The sequence below is a fragment of the Mesorhizobium sp. M7A.F.Ca.CA.001.04.2.1 genome (assembly GCF_003998485.1).
Lineage (GTDB): Bacteria > Pseudomonadota > Alphaproteobacteria > Rhizobiales > Rhizobiaceae > Mesorhizobium > Mesorhizobium ciceri.
Window position 1 is genome coordinate 1 of sequence record NZ_RZQT01000100.1, and the last position, 21,293, is coordinate 21,293.

The window sequence follows — 21,293 nt, forward strand, 5'->3', positions numbered from 1 at the left end:
GTTCTACGGCTGGGTGACGCTGGCGCTGCTTACCGGGCTGTTTCAGACACGCAAGCTGGAGCTGATCTTGATCTGGCTGGCGATCTCGGCCTTGAACGAGTTCTTCATCGGCAGCGCCGCCGCCAGGCTGCTGTTCATCACCGAGTTTGGACCGTTCTTCGCCGCCGGCGTGCTGGTCCACCACCTGCATGCGCATGGCCGTTCACTGCCTGCAATGCTGCTGCTTGCCGCCGCGTTCCTGATCTCCTGTGGCACGCTGTCGGTGACGCAGCACTGGATGCTTGGCCACTACGGCATCGCCGTTTCGTCGGCCAATCTCGTCATCGCCAACGTCGTCATGCACGCGGCCTTGATCGGTGCGGTGCTGCTGCGCAATCGTCTGCGGCCATCGGGGCTCACTCTGGCGCTGGGCGGGCTGACCTATCCGCTCTATTTGCTGCACCAGGACATCGGCTATCTCGTCATCAATGCGGCGACGCCCCTTATCGGCAGATGGTTTGCCGCCTTTGGCTGCGGCGCACTTATGCTTTTCGTTTCGTGGGCAATCTGGCGCGCCTGCGAACGACCCGCACAGCGGCTGCTGAGGATTTGGCTCGGCCGCGCGGTCGATGCTGGCCTGGCGCGATTTCGTCGCGTCTCAGCCGGAGCGCAGCCCGCCGAATGAAAAAGGGCGCCTCGCGGCGCCCTCCTCATTTCGATCTCTTGCGCTGCTTACTGCGGCAGCTTGTCGTCGACACCCTTCACATAAAAATTCATGCCGAGCAGCGTGCCGTCATCGGCGACTTCGCCATCCTTCAGCCACGGCGTGCCGTCTTGCTTGGCGATCGGCCCGGTGAAGGGGTTCCAGCCGCCGGCGATCTTCTTCTCGGTGGCCTCCGCCATCGCCTTCACGTCGTCGGGCATGTTGGTGTAGGGGGCGAGCTTGACCGCGCCGTCCTTGATGCCAAGCCAGACATTGTCCGGCTTCCAGGTGCCGTCGAGGGCTGCCTGGACCCGGCTGATGTAATAGGGACCCCATTCGTCGGTGAGCGAGGTCAGCTGCGCGTTCGGCGCGAACTTGATCATGTCGGAGGACTGGCCGAAGCCGTGCAGCTTGCGCTCCTCGGCCACCTGCAGGGCAGCGGTCGAATCGGTGTGCTGGACGATAATGTCGGCACCCTGGTCGAACAGCGCCTTGGCGGCGTCGGCTTCCTTGCCCGGATCGAACCAGGAATTCACCCAGACGATCTTGGCCTTGAAGTTCGGGTTGATCGACTGCGCGCCGAGCATGAAGGAGTTGATGCCCATCACCACTTCCGGGATCGGGAAGGAAACGATGTAGCCGGCAACGCCTGCCTTCGATTCCTTGGCGGCGATCTGGCCGAGCACATAACGGCCTTCATAGAAACGCGCATTGTAGATGCCGAGATTGTCAGATGTCTTGTAGCCGGTGGCGTGCTCGAACATCACCTTCGGGAATTTCTTGGCAACCTTCACTTCCGGGTCCATGAAGCCGAAGGAGGTGCCGAAAATGATCTTGCAGCCTTCGCGTGCCAGGCGCTCGAAAGCGCGGTCGGCGTCGGGGCCTTCCGAGACGTTTTCAAGATAGGCGGTTTCGACCTTGTCGCCGAGCGCCTTCTCCACTTCGAGACGGCCCTGGTCGTGCTGGTAGGAATAGCCGAAATCGCCGATCGGGCCGGTGTAGACCCAGCAAGCCTTCAGCTTGTCCGCGGCCTCGGCCGTCGCTGCCAGCGACATGGCGGCGGTCGTGGTCATCAGGGCAATAAGCAGTTTTTTCATCGTGTTACCTCTCTGAGTTAGCCTTGGAGCTTCCCGTTTGTTTTTTGTTGTCAACGATCCGGAACGAATGGCTGCCCCAAGGAAGCCGGCGTGTTCATCATCGTCAGACGCTTGTTGCGCGAGATTAGAACGAGAACCACGACGGTTGCCAGATAGGGCAGCGAAGAAAGGAACTGTGAGGGCACTGGAATGCCAAAAGCCTGTGCATGAAGCTGGCCGATCCACACCGCGCCGAAGATGTAGGCGCCGGCCAGCACCCGCCATGGCCGCCAGGAGGCGAACACCACCAGCGCCAGCGCGATCCAGCCGCGGCCGGCGCTCATGTTCTCCACCCATTGCGGCGTGTAGACCAGCGAGAGATGGCCGCCGGCGAGACCGGCACAGGCGCCGCCGAAGATGACCGCGAGGTATCGGTAGCGGATGACCTTGATGCCAAGCGCATGCGCCGAGGTGTGGCTGTCGCCGATCGAACGCAGCGTCAGCCCGGTGCGGGTCTTGAACAGGAACCACATGACGGCGGCGGTCAGTGCGATCGAGATGTAGAAGATCGGATCCTGGCCAAACAGCAGCCTGCCGACCACAGGGATTTCCGTCAGGCCGGGAATGTCGAGGTTGGGCAGCCTTTCGCCGGGCTGGCCGACGAAGCTGGTGCCCATCATGCCGGACAGGCCAAGGCCGAGCAGCGTCAGCGACAGGCCGGTCGCCACCTGATTGGTGGCCAGCGACAGCGTCATGACGGCAAACAGCAGCGAGAACACAGCGCCCATGGCAATGGCCGCCAAAAGGCCGATCCAGGGCGATCCGGTGAGATAGGTTGCGCCGAAGCCGCCGACGGCGCCCATGATCATCATGCCTTCGACGCCGAGATTGAGTACGCCGGAGCGCTCGACCACCAGCTCACCGATTGCCGCGATCAGCAGCGGCGTTGCCGCGGTGGCGATGGTCAGAAGGATGTTTACGGTGATGTCCATCAACGGGCTTCCTTCAGCTTCGGTGCGGCTTCGAGTTTGGCCACGCCTTCCGGTTTGGTCAGCGCCAGGCCGACCAGGCGTATGCGGTAATGGATGAGCGTGTCGCAGCCGAGCACGAAGAACAAAAGCATGCCCTGGAACACCCGCGCCACCTTGTCGGAGATGCCGAGCGCGCTCTGCACTGCTTCGCCGCCGAGATAGGTCAGTGCCAGCACCAGTCCGGCGGCAACGATGCCAAGCGGGTTGAGACGGCCGAGGAACGCCACGATGATGGCGGTGAAGCCGTAGCCGGGCGAAATGACGGGCTGCAGCTGGCCGATGGCGCCCGAGACCTCCGAGATGCCGGCAAGTCCCGCCAGCGCGCCCGACAGCAGGAAGGCAAAGAACACCATCCGGTCGAGGCCGAAGCCGGCGAAGCGTCCTGCCCGCGGGCTCGAGCCCAGCACGCGCACCTCGAAACCTTTCAGCATGCGGCTCATCAGGATCCAGACCAGCACCGCGGCGACCAGCGCGAAGACAAAACCCCAGTTTGCCCGTCCGGCATCCGGCATCAGTTCCGGCAACACGGCCGAATCGTTGAACTGGATGGTCTGCGGGAAGCCATGGCCCTGCGGATCGCGCCAGGGGCCGCGCACCAGCCAGTCAAGGAAAAGTTGCGCGACATAGACCAGCATCAGGCTGGTCAGGATCTCGTTGGTGCCGAAGCGCGTCTTGAGCAGAGCCGGGATCGCCGCATAGGCCGCACCTCCGACCATGCCAAGCAACAGCATCAACGGCAGCACCAGCGGGCCTTCGAACTGCGGAAACAGTACTGGAAGCATCGAGCCAACGATGCCGCCGAGGATGAACTGGCCTTCGGCGCCGATGTTCCAGATGTTGGCCTTGTAGCAAACCGACAGGCCGACGGCGATCAGGATGAGCGGCGCGGCCTTGATCGCCAGCTCATGCAACTGCCAGATTTGGCTGATCGGCTCGATGAAATAGATGTTGAACGCAGTCAGCGGATTGACGCCGAGCAGCGCGAACATGACGGCCCCGGCAATGATGGTCAGCGCGAAGGCGATGAACGGCGACAGGGCCGAAAACAGCATGGAACGCTGCGGACGTTTGACGAGTTCGAGGCGCATCATGCCGTCTCCAACGTGTGTTCGGCGTGACCGGGTTCGGCGCCACCCATCAGCAAGCCGACCTTCTCGAAGGTCGCCTCGGCGATCGGTATCGGCTTCGACAACTCGCCATTGTGCATGACGGCGATCGCATCCGAGATCTCGAACAGCTCGTCGAGATCCTGGCTGATCACCAGCACCGCCGATCCGCTGCGCGACAACTCGATCAAGGCCTGGCGGATGTGGGCGGCAGCGCCCGCATCGACGCCCCAGGTCGGCTGGTTCACCACCATGACGCTTGGCCGGCGGTCGAGTTCGCGGCCGACGATGAATTTCTGCAGATTGCCGCCCGAAAGAGCCGCGGCCTCCGGATCCGGCGCACTCTTGCGCACATCCATCGCCTCGATGATGCGTTGGGACGCGGCCTGGATGGCGGCGCTCTTGACCATTCCGCCGGAACCGACGAACGCCTTGCCGTCGGTGGCATGGCGCGACAGCAGCAGGTTTTCGGAAAGCTTCATGCGGGGTGCGGCACCGTGGCCGAGGCGTTCCTCCGGCACGAAGGCAGCGCCCAGCAGGCGCCGTCCGGTGATGGTGAGGCTTCCCGAATCCTTGCCGCGAATGCGCACCGAGGCGGCATCCTGCTGCAGCACTTCGCCCGAAACGGATTCGAAGAACTCGCCCTGACCATTGCCGGCGACGCCGGCGATGCCGATCACCTCCCCGGCGCGGACGTTCAGGTTGATGCCCCTGAGCGGGATCGAGAACGGCGTTGCCGGTTTGCGGCTGAGGTTGCGGATTTCGAGCAGCGGCTGCGCCTTGTCGATGCCCTCGACCGGCGCGCGCACCACGGCCTGCACCTCGTTGCCGACCATCATGCGAGCCAGCGAAGAGGCTGTTTCCTCACGCGGATTGCAATGGCCGACCACCTTGCCGTGGCGCAGCACGGTGGCGCGGTCGCAGATGCGTTTGACCTCTTCGAGCCGGTGCGAGATGTAGAGAATGGATTTGCCTTCCGAGCGCAGGCGCTCCAGCGTCTCGAACAGCTTGTCGGCTTCCTGCGGCGTCAACACCGAGGTCGGTTCGTCCAGGATGATGAGCTGCGGCGTCTGCAGCAGGCAGCGGATGATTTCGATGCGCTGGCGCTCGCCCACCGACAGGTCGCCGACCAGCGATTCAGGGTCGAGCGGCAGGCCATAACTGAAGGAAAGCGCCCTCGCCTTCGCAGCGATGCTGCTGATCGGTGAGCCGTCGTCCAGCGACAGCGCGATGTTTTCGGCCGCGGTCAGCGCCTCGAACAGCGAAAAATGCTGGAACACCATGCCGATGCCGAGCTTTTTCGCGACGCCCGGGCTGGAAATCCTGACGGCCTGACCGTTCCAGAAGATCTCGCCGGCATTGGGCTCCAGCGAGCCGAAAAGCATCTTGACCAGCGTCGACTTGCCGGCGCCGTTTTCGCCGAGCAAGGCGTGGATCTCACCCCTGGCGATGTCGAGATCGATATGATCGCACGCCGTCAGCGTGCCGAATATCTTGGTGAGGCCACGCACCTCAAGCAGGTTCGTGCCGTCCTGATTTGCACTCACAGTGCCTCCCATCTGGTTAGCCAGACATGTTCTGTGTTCCCGCAGGCATGGTAGGCGCGGCCGGCTCTCATCGGAAAGCGGCACACGTCTTGAAAGAGCTTCAAGAATTTCAGCGGAAATTCAAGGGATAGCAAGGCAGAACGAACTAAGGGATGAGAATGGTCGTCCCTGTGGTCCTGCGGCCCTCGAGGTCGGAATGCGCCTTGCCGGCGTCCTTCAGCGCGTAGCGCTGGTTGATCTGGATCTCGACCGCGCCGCTGAGCACGACCTCGAACAGGGCGGCAGCAGAAGCGTCGAGGTCCTCGCGTTTTGCGTTGTAGACGAACAGTGTCGGCCTTGTTGCGAACAACGAGCCCTTCTGTGCCAGTAACGACATGCTGAACGGCGGTATAGGTCCCGAGGACTGGCCAAAGCTGACGAACATGCCGAGCGGCCGCAGGCAGTCGAGCGAAGCCGGAAACGTGTCGTTGCCGACCGAATCGTAGACGACATCGCATTTTTTGCCGCCGGTGATGGCGGCGACGCCGGCGACGAAATCCTGTTCCTTGTAGTTGATGACGTGATCGAAACCATGCGCCCTGGCGAGCTCGATCTTGTCGGACGAGCTGGCGGTGCCGATGACGGTGGCGCCGAGATGTTTTGCCCATTGGCCGAGGATCAGGCCGACGCCGCCTGCAGCGGCATGGAACAGGATCGTGTCGCCGGCTTTCACCTTGAACGTCCGCCGCAGCAGATATTCCGCGGTCATGCCCTTCAGCATCATCGCTGCGGCCTGTTCGTCGCTGATGCCATCCGGAACCTTGACCACGCGGCTGGCATCGATGACGCGTTCTTGCGCGTAAGCCCCCGTGGTCACGGCATAAGCGATGCGATCGCCCGGATTCAGCCAGTCGACGCCATGGCCGACCTCCAGCACCACGCCGGCGGCTTCGCTGCCTGGCACGAGCGGGAAGCCGCCGGGTGGCGGATAGAGACCGGAGCGATGGTAGACATCGATGAAATTGAGGCCGATCGCGGTGTGCCGGACCAGGATCTGCCCGGATCCCGGCTGGCCGGGATCAGCGTCCTCATAGGTCAGAACTTCCGGGCCGCCATTGGCATGAATGCGGATCGCTTTGGACATTGCTAAGCTTCCTGTGGGCTAGGCTTGTGGGGCCAGGCTCCCTGTGGGAGTGGCCGATCAGGCCTTTTTGGCACCGAGATTGGGAAAGAACTGCATGATGCCACCGATGCAGGCAAGATAAAGCCCGGTGATGGTGATGCCGATCTTGGTGAAGGTGCTGACCTGCTCGCCCAGCACGCCGATCTGATCGTAGAAGGCGGCGAGCGCCGCTTGGGCCAGGGCAAGCGCGCCGAAAGCGCACCACAACAGGGTCATCCCAAGGTTGATGCGCCGCAGCCGCACCACCCGCACCGGGTGGATGAAGTTGATCGGCACGAAAGTCAGGACGCCGGCCACCACCACCACCGCGAACGAAACCCATTGTCCGGGCTCGATGACGAACAGGGTGAACACCACCATGTTCCAGACCACCGGGAATCCCTTGAAGAAATTCTCCTTCGTCTTCATGCCGGTGTCGGCATAGTAGATGGCGCTGGAAACGACGATGATCGCCGCCGACAGGAATGACAGGCCCTCGCCCATGAAGCCGCGCTGATAGAGCGCGAAGGCCGGGATCAGCACGTAGGTCACGTAGTCGATGATGTTGTCGAGCAGTTCGCCCGACCATGTCGGCAGGATCTCCTTGACCTCGAGTTTTCTGGCGATCGGCCCATCGATGCCGTCGACGAACAGGGCCAGCCCGAGCCACCAGAACATTGCGGTCCAGCGCTCTTCACTTGCCGCCACGAGCGACAGGAAGGCCAGGAACGACCCCGAGGCGGTCAAAAGGTGGACGGAGAACGCCCTCGCCTGCGGCCAGGTGACCTTCTTCTTCGGGCGCGGAATCCGGTCCGTGATCTTTTTGGCGGCTTTTCGTGCTGCCAAATTCCTGGCCGTTGTGTTCTTGCTCACGGGCCCCGCCAATCCAGCTTGCAGATTTCGGCCGAACGGCCGACGAAATTCCAGTTGCGGCCAAAAGCCCGCATCTTGCTCTTGTCGGACCTGGCCACGATGATCTCGGGCGCGATCCAGTATTCCGAATTGCTGATCACCGTATCCTTGTCACGGTCCTTGCCTTGGATGGGTGTGACCGCTCCGTCGATAATCCTGGGTATCTGGAAGATACGCGTTTTGTCACGCGTCTCATAGGTGATCGGCACCTGCTCGACACCGAGGAATTTGCCGACGAGGATTGAGAGCAGCGATGTGGTTCCACCTGCCTTGCCCGTGAAGATCTTTGTCAGCGCCTTGACCGCATAGACAGAGGCGCGGCTGTCGATGAACAGGCCCGCGGTCCAGTTGCCGCGGCTCATATAGCCTGGGATTTCCATGATCAGCCCAAGATTGAGCCCGGACAGATCGACCTCACCGAAATGGCCGGCATCGATGCGAAACCCGGCCCATGTCTGGCAATAGCCTTCGGTCGGCGGATGATTGCCAAGCGAGAGCACGCAAGGGCAAAAAACCGTGCAATTGCAGGAGAGTACGAGCTCTCCCTTCATCGCCCAGCTCTGGTCTGCCATCGATTTTCCCCCACTCACAGCGAGACTACTAGCAGCGCGGCTGCCCAGACAAGCAGTATCGCACCGGCCAGCCGGGTTGGAACCCTGCTGCCCGTTTGTTTTTCGATCAGGGTGAACAGGCCGATCAACGCCATCCAGAAAACGTTCATGACGCCAACGGCGAACATCACCAGCATCAAGGCCCAGCAGCAGCCCAGACACCACAGACCTTGCGCGGCACCGAGCCGAAAGATGTTAAGGGGCCTTGCGCTCCAGCTCGCGAAAAGGATCGAGAACGGGTTCTTGCATTTCTTCAGGCAAGCTTCCTTCAGGCCGCTGAACTGGTAGAGGCCGGCAATCAGCAGAGCGAGCGCACCGGCAATGCCGACGACCGGATCGAGCATCCCGGCTGACGAAGCGAATGCATGGACGGCCAAGGTCAGCGCCGCGAACGCAATTGAAGCGGCGAGCCAGACGCTGAGATAGCCGGCGACCAGCAGCAGCGGGTGAACGACCGGTTCGCCCTTGATGCGTGCCGTGTCAGCGATCTCGCAATAGGTGCGTATCATCGGCGCCGCCGAAGGCAGCATCGTCGCGATCGCCATCAGGAACCACATCGAAACGAGCGCGCCGGCCCGCAAGCCGAGACCTGCGTCCAAAGGCACCGGTGAGAGGCACAGCACAAAGAACCGTTCCAGGAAATAGGGCAGCGGCAGTTGCGGCAGGCTGCGAAGGATCGTGTCGCCAGGGGCGCCGACGCCCGCAATCCCTGTTTCAGCCCCGCGGATTGCCATCGCCGCAAGAGACAGCCATGCAAGCAGGATGCAAGCGCCGACAACGACGTTTACCGTGACCCGGGGATTGCGCGCGATGCCGGCCATGGCGCGGCCGGCGCGGTCGAGATGGCTGAAGTCGTCCTGCTGGCCGGTCATGACATCCGAATGGGCCGAATCGCCGCGTTGATCAAGCGGCATGATCTGACCTATATGCTGATCGAACGGCAGGTCGGGTGGACCGCCTCGCATTGCAAGCCGGAAGCCGATCTTGGAGCATCAGCAAACTGCGCGGATACTGGTTGCCGGCACGGGGCCGGCAGGGCTGATCGCGGCACTGGGTTTTGCCGCCGAAGGTTTCCCGGTGACACTGGTCGGGCCGGAGGCCACCGCCCCCGATGGTCGCACGACGGCCCTGATGAACCCTGCCTTGAAAGTGCTCGACCGGCTCGGCGTGCTCGAAGCCGTCGTATCCAAGGCGGCGCCTCTGAAAGTGATGCGCATCGTCGACGCCACCAGCCGGCTGATCCGCAGCCCGGTCGTCACCTTCCGTGCCAGCGAGATCGACGAGGATGAATTCGGGCTGAACCTTCCCAACAGCGTCCTCACCCCGGCACTCGCCGGCGCCGTTGCCGCGCATGCCGGCATCGACTGGCTGAGGTCGATGGTGGCGAACTGGCATCTCGATGCCGAGCACGTCCGTGCCGTCCTGACCGACGGCAGCACGGTCGACGCAGCGCTGGCGGTCGCCGCCGATGGGCGGTTGTCACCGGCGCGCCAGGCAGCCGGCATCTCGACTTCGGCCCGCTCCTATCCGCAGGCAGCTCTCGTCCTCAATTTCGGCCATAGCGGCGACCACGCCTTCACCTCGACCGAATTCCACACCGAGACCGGTCCGTTCACGCAGGTCCCGCTGCCCGGCAATCGCTCCAGCCTGGTCTGGGTGGTCAAGCCCGAGACCGCGACCGAGCTCGCCGCGCTGGACGATGCGACACTTTCTCAGCGGGTCGAACAGCAGATGCAGTCGATGCTGGGCCGGGTGGCTGTCGAGCCGGGCCGGCAGATCTACCCGCTATCGGCGGTGACGCCGCTGCGTTTCGCAAGGGATCGGGTGGCGCTGGTCGGCGAAGCCGCCCATGTGTTTCCGCCGATCGGTGCGCAAGGCCTCAACCTCGGCATCAGAGACGTCGACGATCTAATTGGAATCGCTTGTGAAAATCGATCCGATCCGGGCGCAGCCAAGGCGCTTGCAGCCTACGATTTCAAGCGCCGCCCCGACATTCTGGCGCGCAGCAGCGCGGTCAACCTGCTCAACATGTCGCTGCTTTCCGACATGCTGCCGGCGCAGATGGCCCGCGTTGCCGGGCTCGGCGTGCTCGGAGGCTTCGCGCCGCTTCGGGCTTTTTTCATGCGCGAGGGGCTTCGTCCCGGCAGCGGTTTTGCCGCGCTTGCCGGCGGGTTAGGGAAACAGGTCCGGCGCTAGGATATTGTGCCGGATCAGGTAGAGCAGCCCGGTAACGGTCACGACCGACAGGCAGGTAGTGATCAGCACACTGGCCGACGCTCGCTGTACCCAGACGCCATACTGCTGGGCGATGACGAAGACGTTCGTGGCGGTCGGCAATGCGGCCAGAAGCACCGCCGAGAAGACCCATGTCTCAGAGAAATTGCCGATCCAGCTCAGCACGACATAACAGAGCAACGGGTGCAGGATCAGCTTCAGCGCCGCGATCGGAACCATCTCATGCGGGACGCGATTGAGTGGCCTGAGCGCCAGCGTGACGCCCATGGCAAACAGCGCGCAAGGTGCGGCCGCACGGGAAAGATATTCCAGAAATCGCTCCACCGGCACGGGCGGTCGAAAGCCGATATAGGCGGCGCCGACACCCAGGGCGGTTGCGATGATGAACGGATGCAGCACGATCTTGCGCAGGACGCCCAGGGCAAGCCGGAGAGGAGTGGTCTTCTCGTCGCCAGACAGCGCCATCATCATGGGCGCGATGGCGAAATGCATGATGTTCTCGAAACAGAAGATCAAGGCGACCGGCACAGCCGCCTCCTCGCCGAAGGCCAGCAGCGCCAGCCCCGGCCCCATATAGCCGATATTGCCATAGGCGGCCGCGAGCGCCTTGATGGTCGATTGCGCTATCTCGCCGCGCGAGGTCAGGACCGACCCCATGAACATCAAGGAAAATATCATGAAGGTCGAGACGACCGAACCGAAGATGAAGCGCCATTCCGTCAGGTCTTCAAACGGCGTCTTGGCAAGCAGCTGGAAGAAAAGTGCCGGTAGCGCGACATAGACGATGAACGTGTTCATCCAGCCGAGCGCGTCCAGCGGCTGCCTGGTGATGCGCGCCACCAGAAAGCCGACAAAAATCAAGCCGAAGAATGGAAGAACAAGACCGACGACGTCAGACATTTTTATGCTGGTCCGAAACCCTGGCGCCGGGCTAACCCGTTGCTTAATAGGGCGTCAAGCGCCTCGGGATTGAATTGATGCGCGGTCTGCGCCAAATAAGCTCAAGGAATTCAGTGGTGAGTACGATGAAAACAGCCAAATTCGCAATCGGACAGGTGGTTCGCCACCGGCTGTTTCCATTCAGGGGCATCATTTTCGATGTCGATCCGCAATTCGCCAACACCGACGAATGGTACGAAGCCATCCCCGCCGACGTGCGGCCGCGCAAGGATCAGCCTTTCTATCATCTGCTCGCCGAGAATTCGGAGACCGAATACATCGCCTACGTCTCCGAGCAGAACCTGCTCGAGGACCAGTCGGGCGAGCCGGTCCGGCATCCGCAGATCAAGGAAATGTTCGACAAGAAGCCGGACGGCGGCTACCAACAGAAGCGGCAGTCCAGGCATTAGCCTGCTGGAAGACAGTCACAAAAAAAGCGGGGCATGAACCCCGCTTTTTTGTTGGCTCGGCGATATCGGCCGATCAGTTGGCGGTCTTCGCCTTGTCCTGCTCTTCCTTGAGCTTCTTGGCGAAATCCTGGTTGTTCTTGGCGACGAAGTCCTGAAGCTTCTTCTGCCTGTCCTCGATGTCCGACTGCTGCAGCGCCGGGCCGTCATAGGCGCCGCTGAAGCCCTGCAGGGCGATCTTGATCGGATTGGGCTGATTCTGGAAATTGACCGAAGTCAGCGTGATCGCCTGGCCTTTCTTGAATGCCGCGACGAGCTGATCGGTCAGCGGCACTTCGGCCACGCAACGATCCGGGAAGCAGATCACATAGTCGAGCTTCTGCGCCTTGCCGGTGTCGATCTGCAGGCCGATGCCGGGAGGCACCAGACGGCCGGTCGGAACCGTCACCTGGAACACCTTGCGGTTCACCTTGCCCTTGAGCTCGATCAGGCTGACGCCGGTGACCAGCTGGCCATTGCCGGCAGTGGTGATGTTCTGGACGTTGCAAATGTCGACGTCTTCCTGCTTGGTGCAGGCCTTGAACCAGCCTTGCGGAATCTGCTGCTGCTGCTGTGCGGAAGCGGCGGGAAGCCCTGCGCCGAGAAAGCCGACCACGCCAGCGGCCATGACCGACAGGCGGTACGCGTTGCTGTTCAGGCTCGTCATGTCGTGCACTTCCTCTCAAATGATCCCGGGACCGGCTTCTTCGTGCCGTGTGGTCCAGCTACCTGTTGCCGAAATGAGGCAACAGAATGACTTCGGAGGGCGTGTTACACTGCAAGCGAGGCCGAATCCAGCCCGGCGCCTGCGATTCTTGGCCGTGCGATTTGGGCCGTGCGATTTGGGCTGATGTATCTGGCCGGAGCGCGGTGGCGCCATGCTAGGGTGCAGTCCGAATCATCAAGCCGCCCAGTAAGGAGACGGTCATGGGCCGCGTTCTTGTTTGGCTGATCACCGCGATATCGTTTCTCGCCCTTTCGCATCAGCCGGCCGCATCGGAGCCGAAGCACGCCATCGCCATGCAGGGCGAGCCGGCGCTGCCGCCCGACTATACGCATTTCAACTACGTCAATCCCGACGCGCCGAAGGGTGGCTCGATCACCTATTGCGTCGTCGGCAGCTTCGACAATCTCAACCCTTTCATCCTCAAGAGCCTGCGCACCACGGCGCGCGGCATGATGGATACGATCTTCGGCAATCTGGTCTTCGAGCCGTTGATGCAGCGCAATGCCGACGAGGCTTTCACGCTCTACGGTTTGTTGGCCGAAAGCGCCGACATGGATCCGGAGCGCAAGAGCATCGAGTTCCATCTCAATCCGAGGGCCAAATGGTCGGACGGTCAGCCGGTGACGCCGGAGGACGTGCTGTTCAGTTATGATGTCTACACCGACAAAGGCCGCCCGCCTTACAGCGACCGCATGGCCAGGGTCGCCAAGCTCGAAAAGACCGGCGACTACAGCGTGCGCTTCACCTTCAACGACAAGGCCGATCGCGAATTCCCGCTGATCATCGCGCTGACCCCGATCATCCCGAAGCACGCCTTCGACAAGGAGACTTTCGACAGGACGACGCTCAAGCCGGTGATCGGCAGCGGTCCGTATACGATCGCGCAGGTGCAGCCAGGCCAGCGCATCGTCTTCAAGCGCAACCCGGACTATTGGGGCAAGGATGTCCCCGCCAAGCGCGGTTTCGACAATTACGACCAGATCACCATCGAGTATTTCCTCAACGCCAACGCCAAGCTCGAAGCGTTCAAGAAAGGCCTCTGCGCCATCGATGACGACAGCGATCCGGTGAAGCGCGAGCGCGATCTCGATTTTCCGGCCTTCCACAAGGGCGACGTGATCGCCGAAACCTTCGACACCGGCATTCCGCCGGTGGTGACCGGTTTCCTGTTCAACACGCGGTTGCCGAAATTCGCCAACCCGGTCGTGCGGCGCGCGCTCGGCATGCTCTACGACTTCGAATGGGCCAACAAGAACCTGTTCGGCGGCAAATACACGCGCACGATGAGTTACTGGCAGAATTCCGAGCTTTCCGCGCTCGGCCATCCGGCCGACGACAGGGAGAAAGCGCTTCTGGCGCCCTACCCCGGCCGCGTGCCGGCCGATGTCATGGACGGCACATGGCGGCCGCCGGTGACCGACGGATCGGGCCAGGATCGGCGCGTCTTGAAGGCAGCTTTCGATCTTTTGAAAAGTGTCGGCTACCACGTGCAGAATGGAACGATGCTTGATCCCGAAGGCAAACCCTTCGGCTTTGAGATCCTGACCGCTTCGCAGGACGAGGAGCGCCTTGCCGGCATCTATCAGCGCACGCTGGAGAAGATCGGCATCAATCTCACCATTCGCAGCCTCGACGGCGATCAGATCCAGTCGCGCAAGCAGCGCTTCGATTTCGAGGTCTTGGTCGGATCGAGCGGCTTCAACAATTCGTTGTCACCCGGCATCGAGCAGAGCGGGCGCTGGAGTTCGACTGCCGCCCGGACGGAAGGCTCGTTCAATCTCGCCGGCGTCGCCGATCCGGCTGTGGACGCGGCAATCGAGGCGATGCTGCGCGCCCGCTCCAAGGAGGATTATGTTGCCGCCGTTCGCGTTCTCGACCGGCTGCTGATCTCCGGCAACTACATGGTGCCGATGCAGTACAACACGCAGCAATGGATCGCCTACTGGAACTACCTGGAACATCCGCAAAAGACGCCCATATTCGGGTATCAACTGCCAACATGGTGGCGCAAACCCAACTGAGGGATCAGGAGATCGAGATGAGCGAATTGAACGCCATCACCGTCGATGTGGTGTCCGATGTCGTCTGCCCCTGGTGCTTCATCGGCCAGAAGCGGCTCGACAGGGCAATCGCGGCCGTGAGCGATGTCGACGTGCATGTCCGCTGGCGGCCGTTCCAGCTCGATCCGACCATTCCGCCCGAAGGCAAGGACCGGCGCGAATACATGCTGGCAAAATTCGGCAGCGACGAGCGCATCCGCGAAATTCACGCCCGCATCGAGCCGCTGGGCGAAGCGGAAGACATTTCCTTTGCCTTCGACGCCATCAAGGTGGCGCCGAACACGCTGGATGCGCACCGGCTGATCCGCTGGGCAGGGGCCGCCGGCGAAGCCATTCAGAACAGGCTTGTACGGCGGCTGTTCCAGCTGAATTTCGAGGAAGGCGCCAACATTGGCGATCATGCCGTGCTGGTCGAGGCGGCGCGCGAGGCCGGCATGGATGCGTCCGTGGTCGCCTCGCTTTTGCCGACCGAGGCCGATGTCGAGGCGGTGCGCACCGAGATCGCCACCGCGTCTCGCATGGGCATTTCTGGCGTGCCGTGCTTCCTGCTCGAGGACAAATACGCCGTCATGGGCGCGCAGGATGCCGATACGCTGGCCGATGCCATTCGCCAGGTTGCGACCGCCAAGGCGCGCGGCGAACTGGACAAGGCCGGCTGAGGCCGGCCGGCCTCTCCTCTCCGCGACGGCGGCAGACGTTACTTCGCCGTCGCCTTGGCCTTGCTGATGAAAAATCCATGGCCGTTCGTGGCCGTGCAGGTCAGTCCCTTGGTTGACGACTGGCACGAGAACGGCCCGGCGCTCCAGCTGTTGCCGTAGCCAAGCTTGTCGACATCGCTGCAGCAGCCCTGCTCGCCTGGGTTCTTGATCAGCGTTGCTGGCCCCTTCGGACCCAGGATAATCGTAAGGTAGCTCGGCTCGACGCGCGAGCAGCTCAGCTCCGGGCCGCCATCCCTCGGCTCATAGGTGCCGGTGCCGCCTTTGGGCGTGTAGATGCAGCCGATGTTGCCGGACGGCGTGTTGAACTCGATCTGGCCCTCGGCGCTGGCCGGAATGCTTTGCTCGCCGGCATGCGCCAAAGGTACAAAGGCAAAGAGGGACAGGATTGCGGCCGCGCGTGCAAGCATTGGGAGCTTCCTTGTTGAAGAACCGGACATGCATGAGTGTCGCCGATGCCGGGCAAGGTTCAATCCCAGGCGGATGAATTGTCAAACGCAGTCCCTCAGCCGATCCGACAAGACGGAACGCGCCGCTCGATCGATTCTCTCGTCAATTCCTGCCCCCGGCAGGGACGACCACGGCAATCCTGGCGAGTCACGAGCCGCAGATTTTCGAGCTCTTTGAGCCGTCCACAGTGAGAAAACCGGTCGCTCGATACGATTTCGAGTTCACGAAACCGTGTGAAAGCCTTCCCCAGGGGAAGCCGTGCCAACGCCACGCCCTCGATATATCAAGCACATGAAATTAAAAGCAATATCCGGATTTTTGTCGACTGTTGTCGCTATATTTCAGCATGTAATCTGTTGCCTCACGGCAACGGCTGCCGGGGCAATCCGGTCGGCCCGGTTTTAAATTAATGGAAAATGATCAATTGGTGTTACCATCCGTAACAAAAGAAAAAAGGTTTGGGCGGGATAGTGATTCGGGTCGGTAGACCATCGCAAGAGTCAGTACCGGAAAAAACACCTCGCGATGCCGCAGGGCGATCGCTTCTGACGCCGGTGTCGTCGATGCGCAGCTTCTGGGGCCTGATGCGGGCCTACTGGGTTTCCGACCGCTGGAAGGAAGCCTGGACGCTGACGCTGGTGATCGCGCTGCTCACGGCGTTGTCCAGCAAGGCCGGTGTCTGGTTCGCCGAAGCCTCGGGCGAACTGGTCAATTCCATCGCCTTCTTCCATGACGCCGCCAACACCACGCCGCTTCGCTCGCTTTTGGTCAATGCCGGCGTCCTCGTGCTGCTGGTCGTACTCAAGGACGCTGGCTTCACCGGCATCCGCAACCTTGTCTCGGCGACGTTGCACCGCAAATGGCGCGGTTGGCTGGACAGCCGCTTCAATGAAGCGCTGCTGGACGGCAATCATACGCATTTCCATGCCCAGCACGCGTCGACCGGCAGCGGCGCACCGGCCCCCGACAACATCGACCAGCGCGTCCAGGAATCCATCAAGGACATGACCGGTGGCGCCATCGGGCTCGCCATGGGCGTGCTTGGCGTTGCCACATCGCTCTATTTCGTCGGCCAGAAGCTGCTCGAAAACTCCGTCGAGGTGAAGGGGCTGGAATTCCTCGGCAGCTATGGCAGCGCCATCCTCGCCTTCCTGGCCGTCGCCACCTACGTGCCGCTGAACACTTGGATCGCGGTCAAGCTCGGCGGCCTGCTCGAGCGCCTCAACGTCAGGATGCAGCAGGCCGAGGGCAGCTATCGCGGCGAGCTGACGACATTCCTGCGCCGCTCCTTCCATGTCGCGGCGTCTCAGGGCGAAGGCGTGCAAAGGACCATGCATGGCCGGCTTTATGTCGACATCGACGGCACCTGGACGCGGCTGAACATCGTCAACACCGTCTATATGTCGTTCGAGCTGATCTACAATTTCATCGGTGCCCGCATTGTCGCCTACGGACCGGGCCTGGTGCCGTTCATCCACAACGGTCTCGACCTCAAGGGCTACATAACCGGCTCCGAACTGGTCAATTCGCTGATCGGCCAGTGTTCGTGGTTCATCCACGTCATGCCCGCCATCGCCACGTTGCGCGCCAACAGCCAGCGTGTCACCGAGCTGGCCAATGCGATCGAGAATGTCCAGCATCCGCAGGAATTCTACAGCCAGACCGGCCGCTCCGACTTCCACTATGCCAGCCAGAACCCGGTTTTCGGCCTGACCATCCAGAAGCTCGAACTGGCGCATCAGGGCGAGGACGCGACGCCCTTTCTCAGCGCCGCCAATCTGCGCTTCCGGCGCGGCGAATGGACTTTCCTGAAAGGCGAGTCCGGTTGCGGCAAGACCTCGCTGATCAAGGCGATCAATGGTCTGTGGCCATATGGCCGCGGCACCATCGTCTTTCCCGAAGGCGTCAAGAGTTTCTATGCCGCTCAGGAGGTCAAGCTGCAGCCTGTGTCGCTGAAGCAACTGGTCTGCCTGCCCGGCTCCGAGCACGACCATGGCGACGCGCAGGTGGCGTCGGCGCTGCACAAGGCGGGGCTCGGCGACTTCATCGAGCACATGGCCGACGAAAGCCGCGAAGGCAAAAGCTGGGACCAGGTGCTGTCGGGCGGCCAGAAACAGAAGCTGGTGGTGGCTCGCATCGTGCTGCAGCAGCCGGGATTGCTGTTCCTCGACGAGGCGACCGGCGCGCTCGACCCCGATGGCAAGGTCGCCTTCCACCAGGCCATCAAGGACAACTGCCCCGATGTCACGGTGATCAGCGTCATGCACGAGGCGGTGGCGCCGAGATCGATGACGGGCAGCGAATTCTATCACAGCATCGTCGCGATCGCCGACGGCGTCGCCACCAAGAAGCCGCTGGTTCCGACCCTGCCCGCCGAACTCACCACCATTCTGGTGCAGCCAAGGCCGGTCCCAAGGCCGGTCGAAGACAAGTGGCTGCGCTTCTCGCGCCGGCTGAAGCAGAAATAACGGTTATTCCACCCCGGTCTGCCTGGTCGAACGGCGGCCGGTGATCACAGTCTCGCGATCTTGCCCGCTCGTCGGCATTTTCCCTCCTCACCGCGATTGACACGGCAAGGCGCGCTCCTATGTTGCGCCCGCTTGCAGACAATCAAACGCGAACCCGCAAGCGGAAAGGTCACCGCGCCATGCCTGGCGACAGTCACAGTCGAACGCAACAGCCGTCCGCCCTGACGTGACCTCACATGGTTCATGTCCTGCCGGACGGCAAGGAGTGAGCCATGAACGAATTTACCACGGTGGCAAGCGACGAGGCCGTCGCGATTGCCCGTATCCTAGCCAACGATCACGTCGCCGACATTGTCGAGGCCCTGAACAGGGAGCCTCGAGAGACCGCGACGGAACTGCTCTGTGAAGTGACGTTCGAACGTCTGGTCGAGATCTTCGATCAGCCGGAACTCGACGGCGCGCCGGAACTCATGGAGGCGCTGCCGCGCGCCAAGGCGGGCAAGCTGCTCACCGCCATGTCGGTCGACCGTGCCGCCGACATTTTGCGCGAGCTCGACGAGCCGGCGCGTTCCGAGCTGCTTGGCGGACTTGCGCCGCCGCTGCGCGCAACGCTGCTCTCCATCCTCGGCTATCCCGAAGGCAGTGCCGCATCGATCATGACGACGGAGTTCGTCAGCGTGCCCTCGGACTGGAGCGTCGGGCAAACGCTCGACTACATCCGCAAGGTGGAGCGGACGCGCGAGACCGTCTATGCGATCTATATCGTCGATCCGCAAACGCACCTGCTTGTGCGCTCGACGGGCCTGCGCCGGCTGATCACCGGTGAGCCGGATGATTCGATCATGACGGTGGCGCCGGATCATCTTCCGGTGACGGTCGGCCCGCTGACCGATCGCGAAACGCTGGCGCAGACGATCTCCAAATACGATCTGCTCGCCGTTCCGGTCGTCGACCATGGCAAGATCCTCGGCATCGTCACCATCGACGACATCATCGACACGATGATCGCGGAGACGACCGAGGACGTGCACCGTTTCGGCGGCATGGAGGCGCTGGACGAGCCGTACATGAAGATGAGCTTCCTCGCCATGATCAGGAAACGCGGCGGCTGGCTGTGCGCGCTGTTCATCTCGGAGATGCTGACGGCCAACGCCATGCAGAGCTATGAGGGCGAGCTGGAGAAGGCGATCGTGCTGACGCTGTTCATCCCGCTGATCATGAGCTCCGGCGGCAATTCCGGCTCGCAGGCGACCTCGCTGGTCATCCGCGCGCTGGCCTTGCGCGAGATCGGCCTTGGCGACTGGTGGCGGGTGGCGCTGCGCGAGCTGCCCACCGGCCTGGTGCTGGGCGCCATGCTCGGTGTGGTCGGCGTCTGCCGCATCGCGCTCTGGCAGTATATGGGCTTCTACGACTATGGCCCGCACTGGCCGCTGATCGCCACCACGGTGGGTGCTGCACTGGTCGGCATCGTCACCTTCGGTTCGCTGTCGGGGTCGATGCTGCCGTTCGCCTTGAAGCGCATCGGCTTCGATCCGGCCAGCGCATCGGCGCCGTTCGTTGCCACGCTGGTCGATGTCACCGGGCTGGTGATCTACTTCTCGGTGGCGCTGGTGATCCTGCGCGGCACGCTGCTGTAGCAACCATCTCCGCCGTGGCATGTCCTTGCCGCGGCGGAGTTCCTCAACCCGGCTTTGCCGTCAATCGACCCGCTCGCCGTCCTTCACGCGATAGGTCGGCTTGTACATGGTGACCAGTTCTTCCGCCGCCGTCGGATGCACGGCCATCGTACGGTCGAAATCGCCCTTGGTCAGGCCGGCCTTCAGCGGGATGCCGAGAAGCTGCGCCATCTCGCCGGCGTCCGGCCCCAATATGTGGGCGCCAAGCACTTTCTTCGACGCGCCATCGACCACCAGCTTTATCAGCATCTTCTCGTCGCGCCCGGACAGGGTGTGCCGCATCGGCCGGAATGTGGCGCGGTAGATCTCGATGTCGGAAAAGCGTTTGACGGCGTCGTCCTCCGACAGGCCGACAGTGCCGATCTCGGGCTGTGAAAAGACGGCGGTCGCGATCGTCTCGTGATCGGGTGCGGTCGGATTTCCCTTGAAGGCGGTTTCGATGAAGCACATCGCCTCATGGATCGCCACCGGCGTCAACTGCACGCGGTTGGTGACGTCGCCGATTGCCCAGATGTTGTCGATGTTGGTGCGGGAATATTGGTCGACGGCGATGGCGCCGGTCTTGGTCATCTCCAGTCCGATGCCTTCCAGGCCCATATTCTCGGTGTTGGGAATGCGGCCGATGGCCAGCATCACCTGGTCGACGGTCAGCACCTCGCCGCCGCTGACCAGCGCATCGAGCCGGCCGTCCGGCCGCTTGCGGATCCATTCGGACACGGAATGGCAGAGGATCCTTATCCCCTTCTTTTCCATCGTTTCGTGCAGCATGCGCCGCAGGTCCATGTCGAACCGGCTGAGGATCTCCTTGCCGCGATAGACCAGCGTGGTGTCGACGCCGAGACCGTGAAAAATGTTGGCGAACTCGACGGCGATGTAACCGCCGCCCTCGATCATGATCGCCCTGGGCAATTCCTTGAGGTCGAAAGCCTCGTTGGAAAAGATGCAATGTTCGTGGCCGGGCAGCGCCGGATGCGCCGCCGGGCGGCCGCCGGTGGCAATCAGAATCTGGTCTGCTGTGACGGTGCGATCCTCACCCAGGAGATGCACGACATGCGGATCGACGATCATGGCGCGCGAGTGGAAGGTCTCGCCCCCGGCGCCCTCGACGTTCCTGACGTAGATCGCCTCCAGCCGGCTGATCTCGCGATCCTTGTTGGCGACCAGCGTCTGCCAGTCGAAACTGGCTTCCGGCACCGTCCAGCCATAGCCGGCGGCGTCGGCGAAGTGCTCGGGAAATTGCGAGGCATAGACGTAGAGCTTTTTCGGTACGCAGCCGCGGATGACGCAGGTGCCGCCATAGCGGTATTCCTCGGCGATGCCGACACGCTTGCCGAGAGCCGCGGCGACGCGGGCCGCCCTCACCCCGCCCGAACCGCCGCCGATGACGAAAAGATCGTAGTCGTAACCAGCCATGACGCGGCTCCCAGGCTTCAGAAATGTGTCAGACAGGTAGGCCGCAAAACGGCAAAA

Annotated in this window: 18 protein-coding genes and 1 pseudogene; 7 read left to right on the forward strand and 12 right to left on the reverse strand. The window is 62.4% G+C overall.

Annotated elements, in window-relative coordinates:
* A pseudogene (locus EN955_RS25215) lies at nucleotides 1-664 on the forward strand (acyltransferase); the annotation flags it as partial.
* Nucleotides 665-711: 47 nt separating this feature from the next.
* On the opposite strand, the gene EN955_RS25220 reads toward EN955_RS25215, so the two are convergent.
* The 8 genes from EN955_RS25220 to EN955_RS25255 form a co-directional block, all read right to left on the reverse strand.
* Nucleotides 712-1,779 (reverse strand): BMP family ABC transporter substrate-binding protein, encoded by a 1,068-nt coding sequence (locus tag EN955_RS25220; RefSeq protein ID WP_013531647.1) that lies wholly within the window; start codon nucleotides 1,777-1,779, stop codon nucleotides 712-714.
* Between the two features lie 50 nt (nucleotides 1,780-1,829).
* Nucleotides 1,830-2,750 (reverse strand): ABC transporter permease, encoded by a 921-nt coding sequence (locus EN955_RS25225; RefSeq protein ID WP_024503273.1) that lies wholly within the window; start codon nucleotides 2,748-2,750, stop codon nucleotides 1,830-1,832.
* Nucleotides 2,750-3,880: an ABC transporter permease gene (locus tag EN955_RS25230; protein WP_024503274.1), complete on the reverse strand. Its 1,131-nt coding sequence runs from the start codon at nucleotides 3,878-3,880 to the stop codon at nucleotides 2,750-2,752. Before EN955_RS25230 ends, EN955_RS25225 begins: the two co-directional genes overlap by 1 nt.
* Nucleotides 3,877-5,454: an ABC transporter ATP-binding protein gene (locus EN955_RS25235; RefSeq protein WP_032899192.1), complete on the reverse strand. Its 1,578-nt coding sequence runs from the start codon at nucleotides 5,452-5,454 to the stop codon at nucleotides 3,877-3,879. The genes EN955_RS25230 and EN955_RS25235 overlap by 4 nt, the downstream gene beginning before the upstream one ends.
* Before the next feature lie 133 nt (nucleotides 5,455-5,587).
* Nucleotides 5,588-6,565 carry a quinone oxidoreductase gene (locus EN955_RS25240; protein WP_013531651.1) on the reverse strand — a complete coding sequence of 326 codons (978 nt, stop codon included), beginning with the start codon at nucleotides 6,563-6,565 and terminating at the stop codon, nucleotides 5,588-5,590.
* Between the two features lie 57 nt (nucleotides 6,566-6,622).
* On the reverse strand, nucleotides 6,623-7,429 hold the full coding sequence (pcsA, locus tag EN955_RS25245; RefSeq protein ID WP_024503276.1) for a phosphatidylcholine synthase: 807 nt from the start codon (nucleotides 7,427-7,429) through the stop codon (nucleotides 6,623-6,625).
* Between the two features lie 23 nt (nucleotides 7,430-7,452).
* The gene (locus EN955_RS25250; RefSeq protein WP_024503277.1) at nucleotides 7,453-8,067 is read right to left on the reverse strand and encodes a DUF1326 domain-containing protein; all 615 of its coding nucleotides are present in this window, start codon (nucleotides 8,065-8,067) and stop codon (nucleotides 7,453-7,455) included.
* Nucleotides 8,068-8,081: 14 nt separating this feature from the next.
* Complete coding sequence (locus EN955_RS25255; protein ID WP_024503278.1) at nucleotides 8,082-9,020, reverse strand: DUF2182 domain-containing protein; 939 nt, start codon at nucleotides 9,018-9,020, stop codon at nucleotides 8,082-8,084.
* A gap of 70 nt (nucleotides 9,021-9,090) precedes the next feature.
* On the opposite strand from EN955_RS25255, the gene EN955_RS25260 reads away from it, so the two are divergent.
* Nucleotides 9,091-10,302: a UbiH/UbiF family hydroxylase gene (locus EN955_RS25260; RefSeq protein ID WP_024503279.1), complete on the forward strand. Its 1,212-nt coding sequence runs from the start codon at nucleotides 9,091-9,093 to the stop codon at nucleotides 10,300-10,302.
* On the opposite strand, the gene EN955_RS25265 is transcribed toward EN955_RS25260, so the two are convergent.
* On the reverse strand, nucleotides 10,279-11,241 hold the full coding sequence (locus EN955_RS25265; RefSeq protein ID WP_024503280.1) for an AEC family transporter: 963 nt from the start codon (nucleotides 11,239-11,241) through the stop codon (nucleotides 10,279-10,281). The genes EN955_RS25260 and EN955_RS25265 overlap by 24 nt on opposite strands.
* Before the next feature lie 125 nt (nucleotides 11,242-11,366).
* Here EN955_RS25265 and hspQ point away from each other — a divergent pair, with 125 nt between their 5' ends.
* On the forward strand, nucleotides 11,367-11,690 hold the full coding sequence (gene hspQ / locus EN955_RS25270) for a heat shock protein HspQ (protein WP_024503281.1): 324 nt from the start codon (nucleotides 11,367-11,369) through the stop codon (nucleotides 11,688-11,690).
* 73 nt (nucleotides 11,691-11,763) lie between these two features.
* On the opposite strand, the gene EN955_RS25275 is transcribed toward hspQ, so the two are convergent.
* The gene (locus EN955_RS25275; protein WP_013531658.1) at nucleotides 11,764-12,393 is read right to left on the reverse strand and encodes an invasion associated locus B family protein; all 630 of its coding nucleotides are present in this window, start codon (nucleotides 12,391-12,393) and stop codon (nucleotides 11,764-11,766) included.
* Between the two features lie 260 nt (nucleotides 12,394-12,653).
* Here EN955_RS25275 and EN955_RS25280 point away from each other — a divergent pair, with 260 nt between their 5' ends.
* Both EN955_RS25280 and EN955_RS25285 read left to right on the forward strand, forming a co-directional pair.
* Entirely contained in the window at nucleotides 12,654-14,474 is a 1,821-nt protein-coding gene (locus EN955_RS25280; RefSeq protein ID WP_024503282.1) for an extracellular solute-binding protein, read from the forward strand.
* Between the two features lie 17 nt (nucleotides 14,475-14,491).
* On the forward strand, nucleotides 14,492-15,172 hold the full coding sequence (locus EN955_RS25285) for a DsbA family protein (RefSeq protein ID WP_024503283.1): 681 nt from the start codon (nucleotides 14,492-14,494) through the stop codon (nucleotides 15,170-15,172).
* 38 nt (nucleotides 15,173-15,210) lie between these two features.
* On the opposite strand, the gene EN955_RS25290 is transcribed toward EN955_RS25285, so the two are convergent.
* Nucleotides 15,211-15,639, reverse strand: coding sequence for a hypothetical protein (locus tag EN955_RS25290; protein ID WP_024503284.1), 429 nt, complete (start codon nucleotides 15,637-15,639; stop codon nucleotides 15,211-15,213).
* Nucleotides 15,640-16,242: 603 nt separating this feature from the next.
* On the opposite strand from EN955_RS25290, the gene EN955_RS25295 reads away from it, so the two are divergent.
* Nucleotides 16,243-18,147, forward strand: coding sequence for an ABC transporter ATP-binding protein/permease (locus EN955_RS25295; RefSeq protein WP_024503285.1), 1,905 nt, complete (start codon nucleotides 16,243-16,245; stop codon nucleotides 18,145-18,147).
* 272 nt (nucleotides 18,148-18,419) lie between these two features.
* The gene (mgtE, locus tag EN955_RS25300) at nucleotides 18,420-19,784 is read left to right on the forward strand and encodes a magnesium transporter (RefSeq protein WP_024503286.1); all 1,365 of its coding nucleotides are present in this window, start codon (nucleotides 18,420-18,422) and stop codon (nucleotides 19,782-19,784) included.
* Nucleotides 19,785-19,844: 60 nt separating this feature from the next.
* Here mgtE and gor read toward each other — a convergent pair whose 3' ends face one another.
* Nucleotides 19,845-21,236: a glutathione-disulfide reductase gene (gene gor / locus EN955_RS25305; protein ID WP_024503287.1), complete on the reverse strand. Its 1,392-nt coding sequence runs from the start codon at nucleotides 21,234-21,236 to the stop codon at nucleotides 19,845-19,847.
* Between the last annotated feature and the right edge of the window lie 57 nt (nucleotides 21,237-21,293).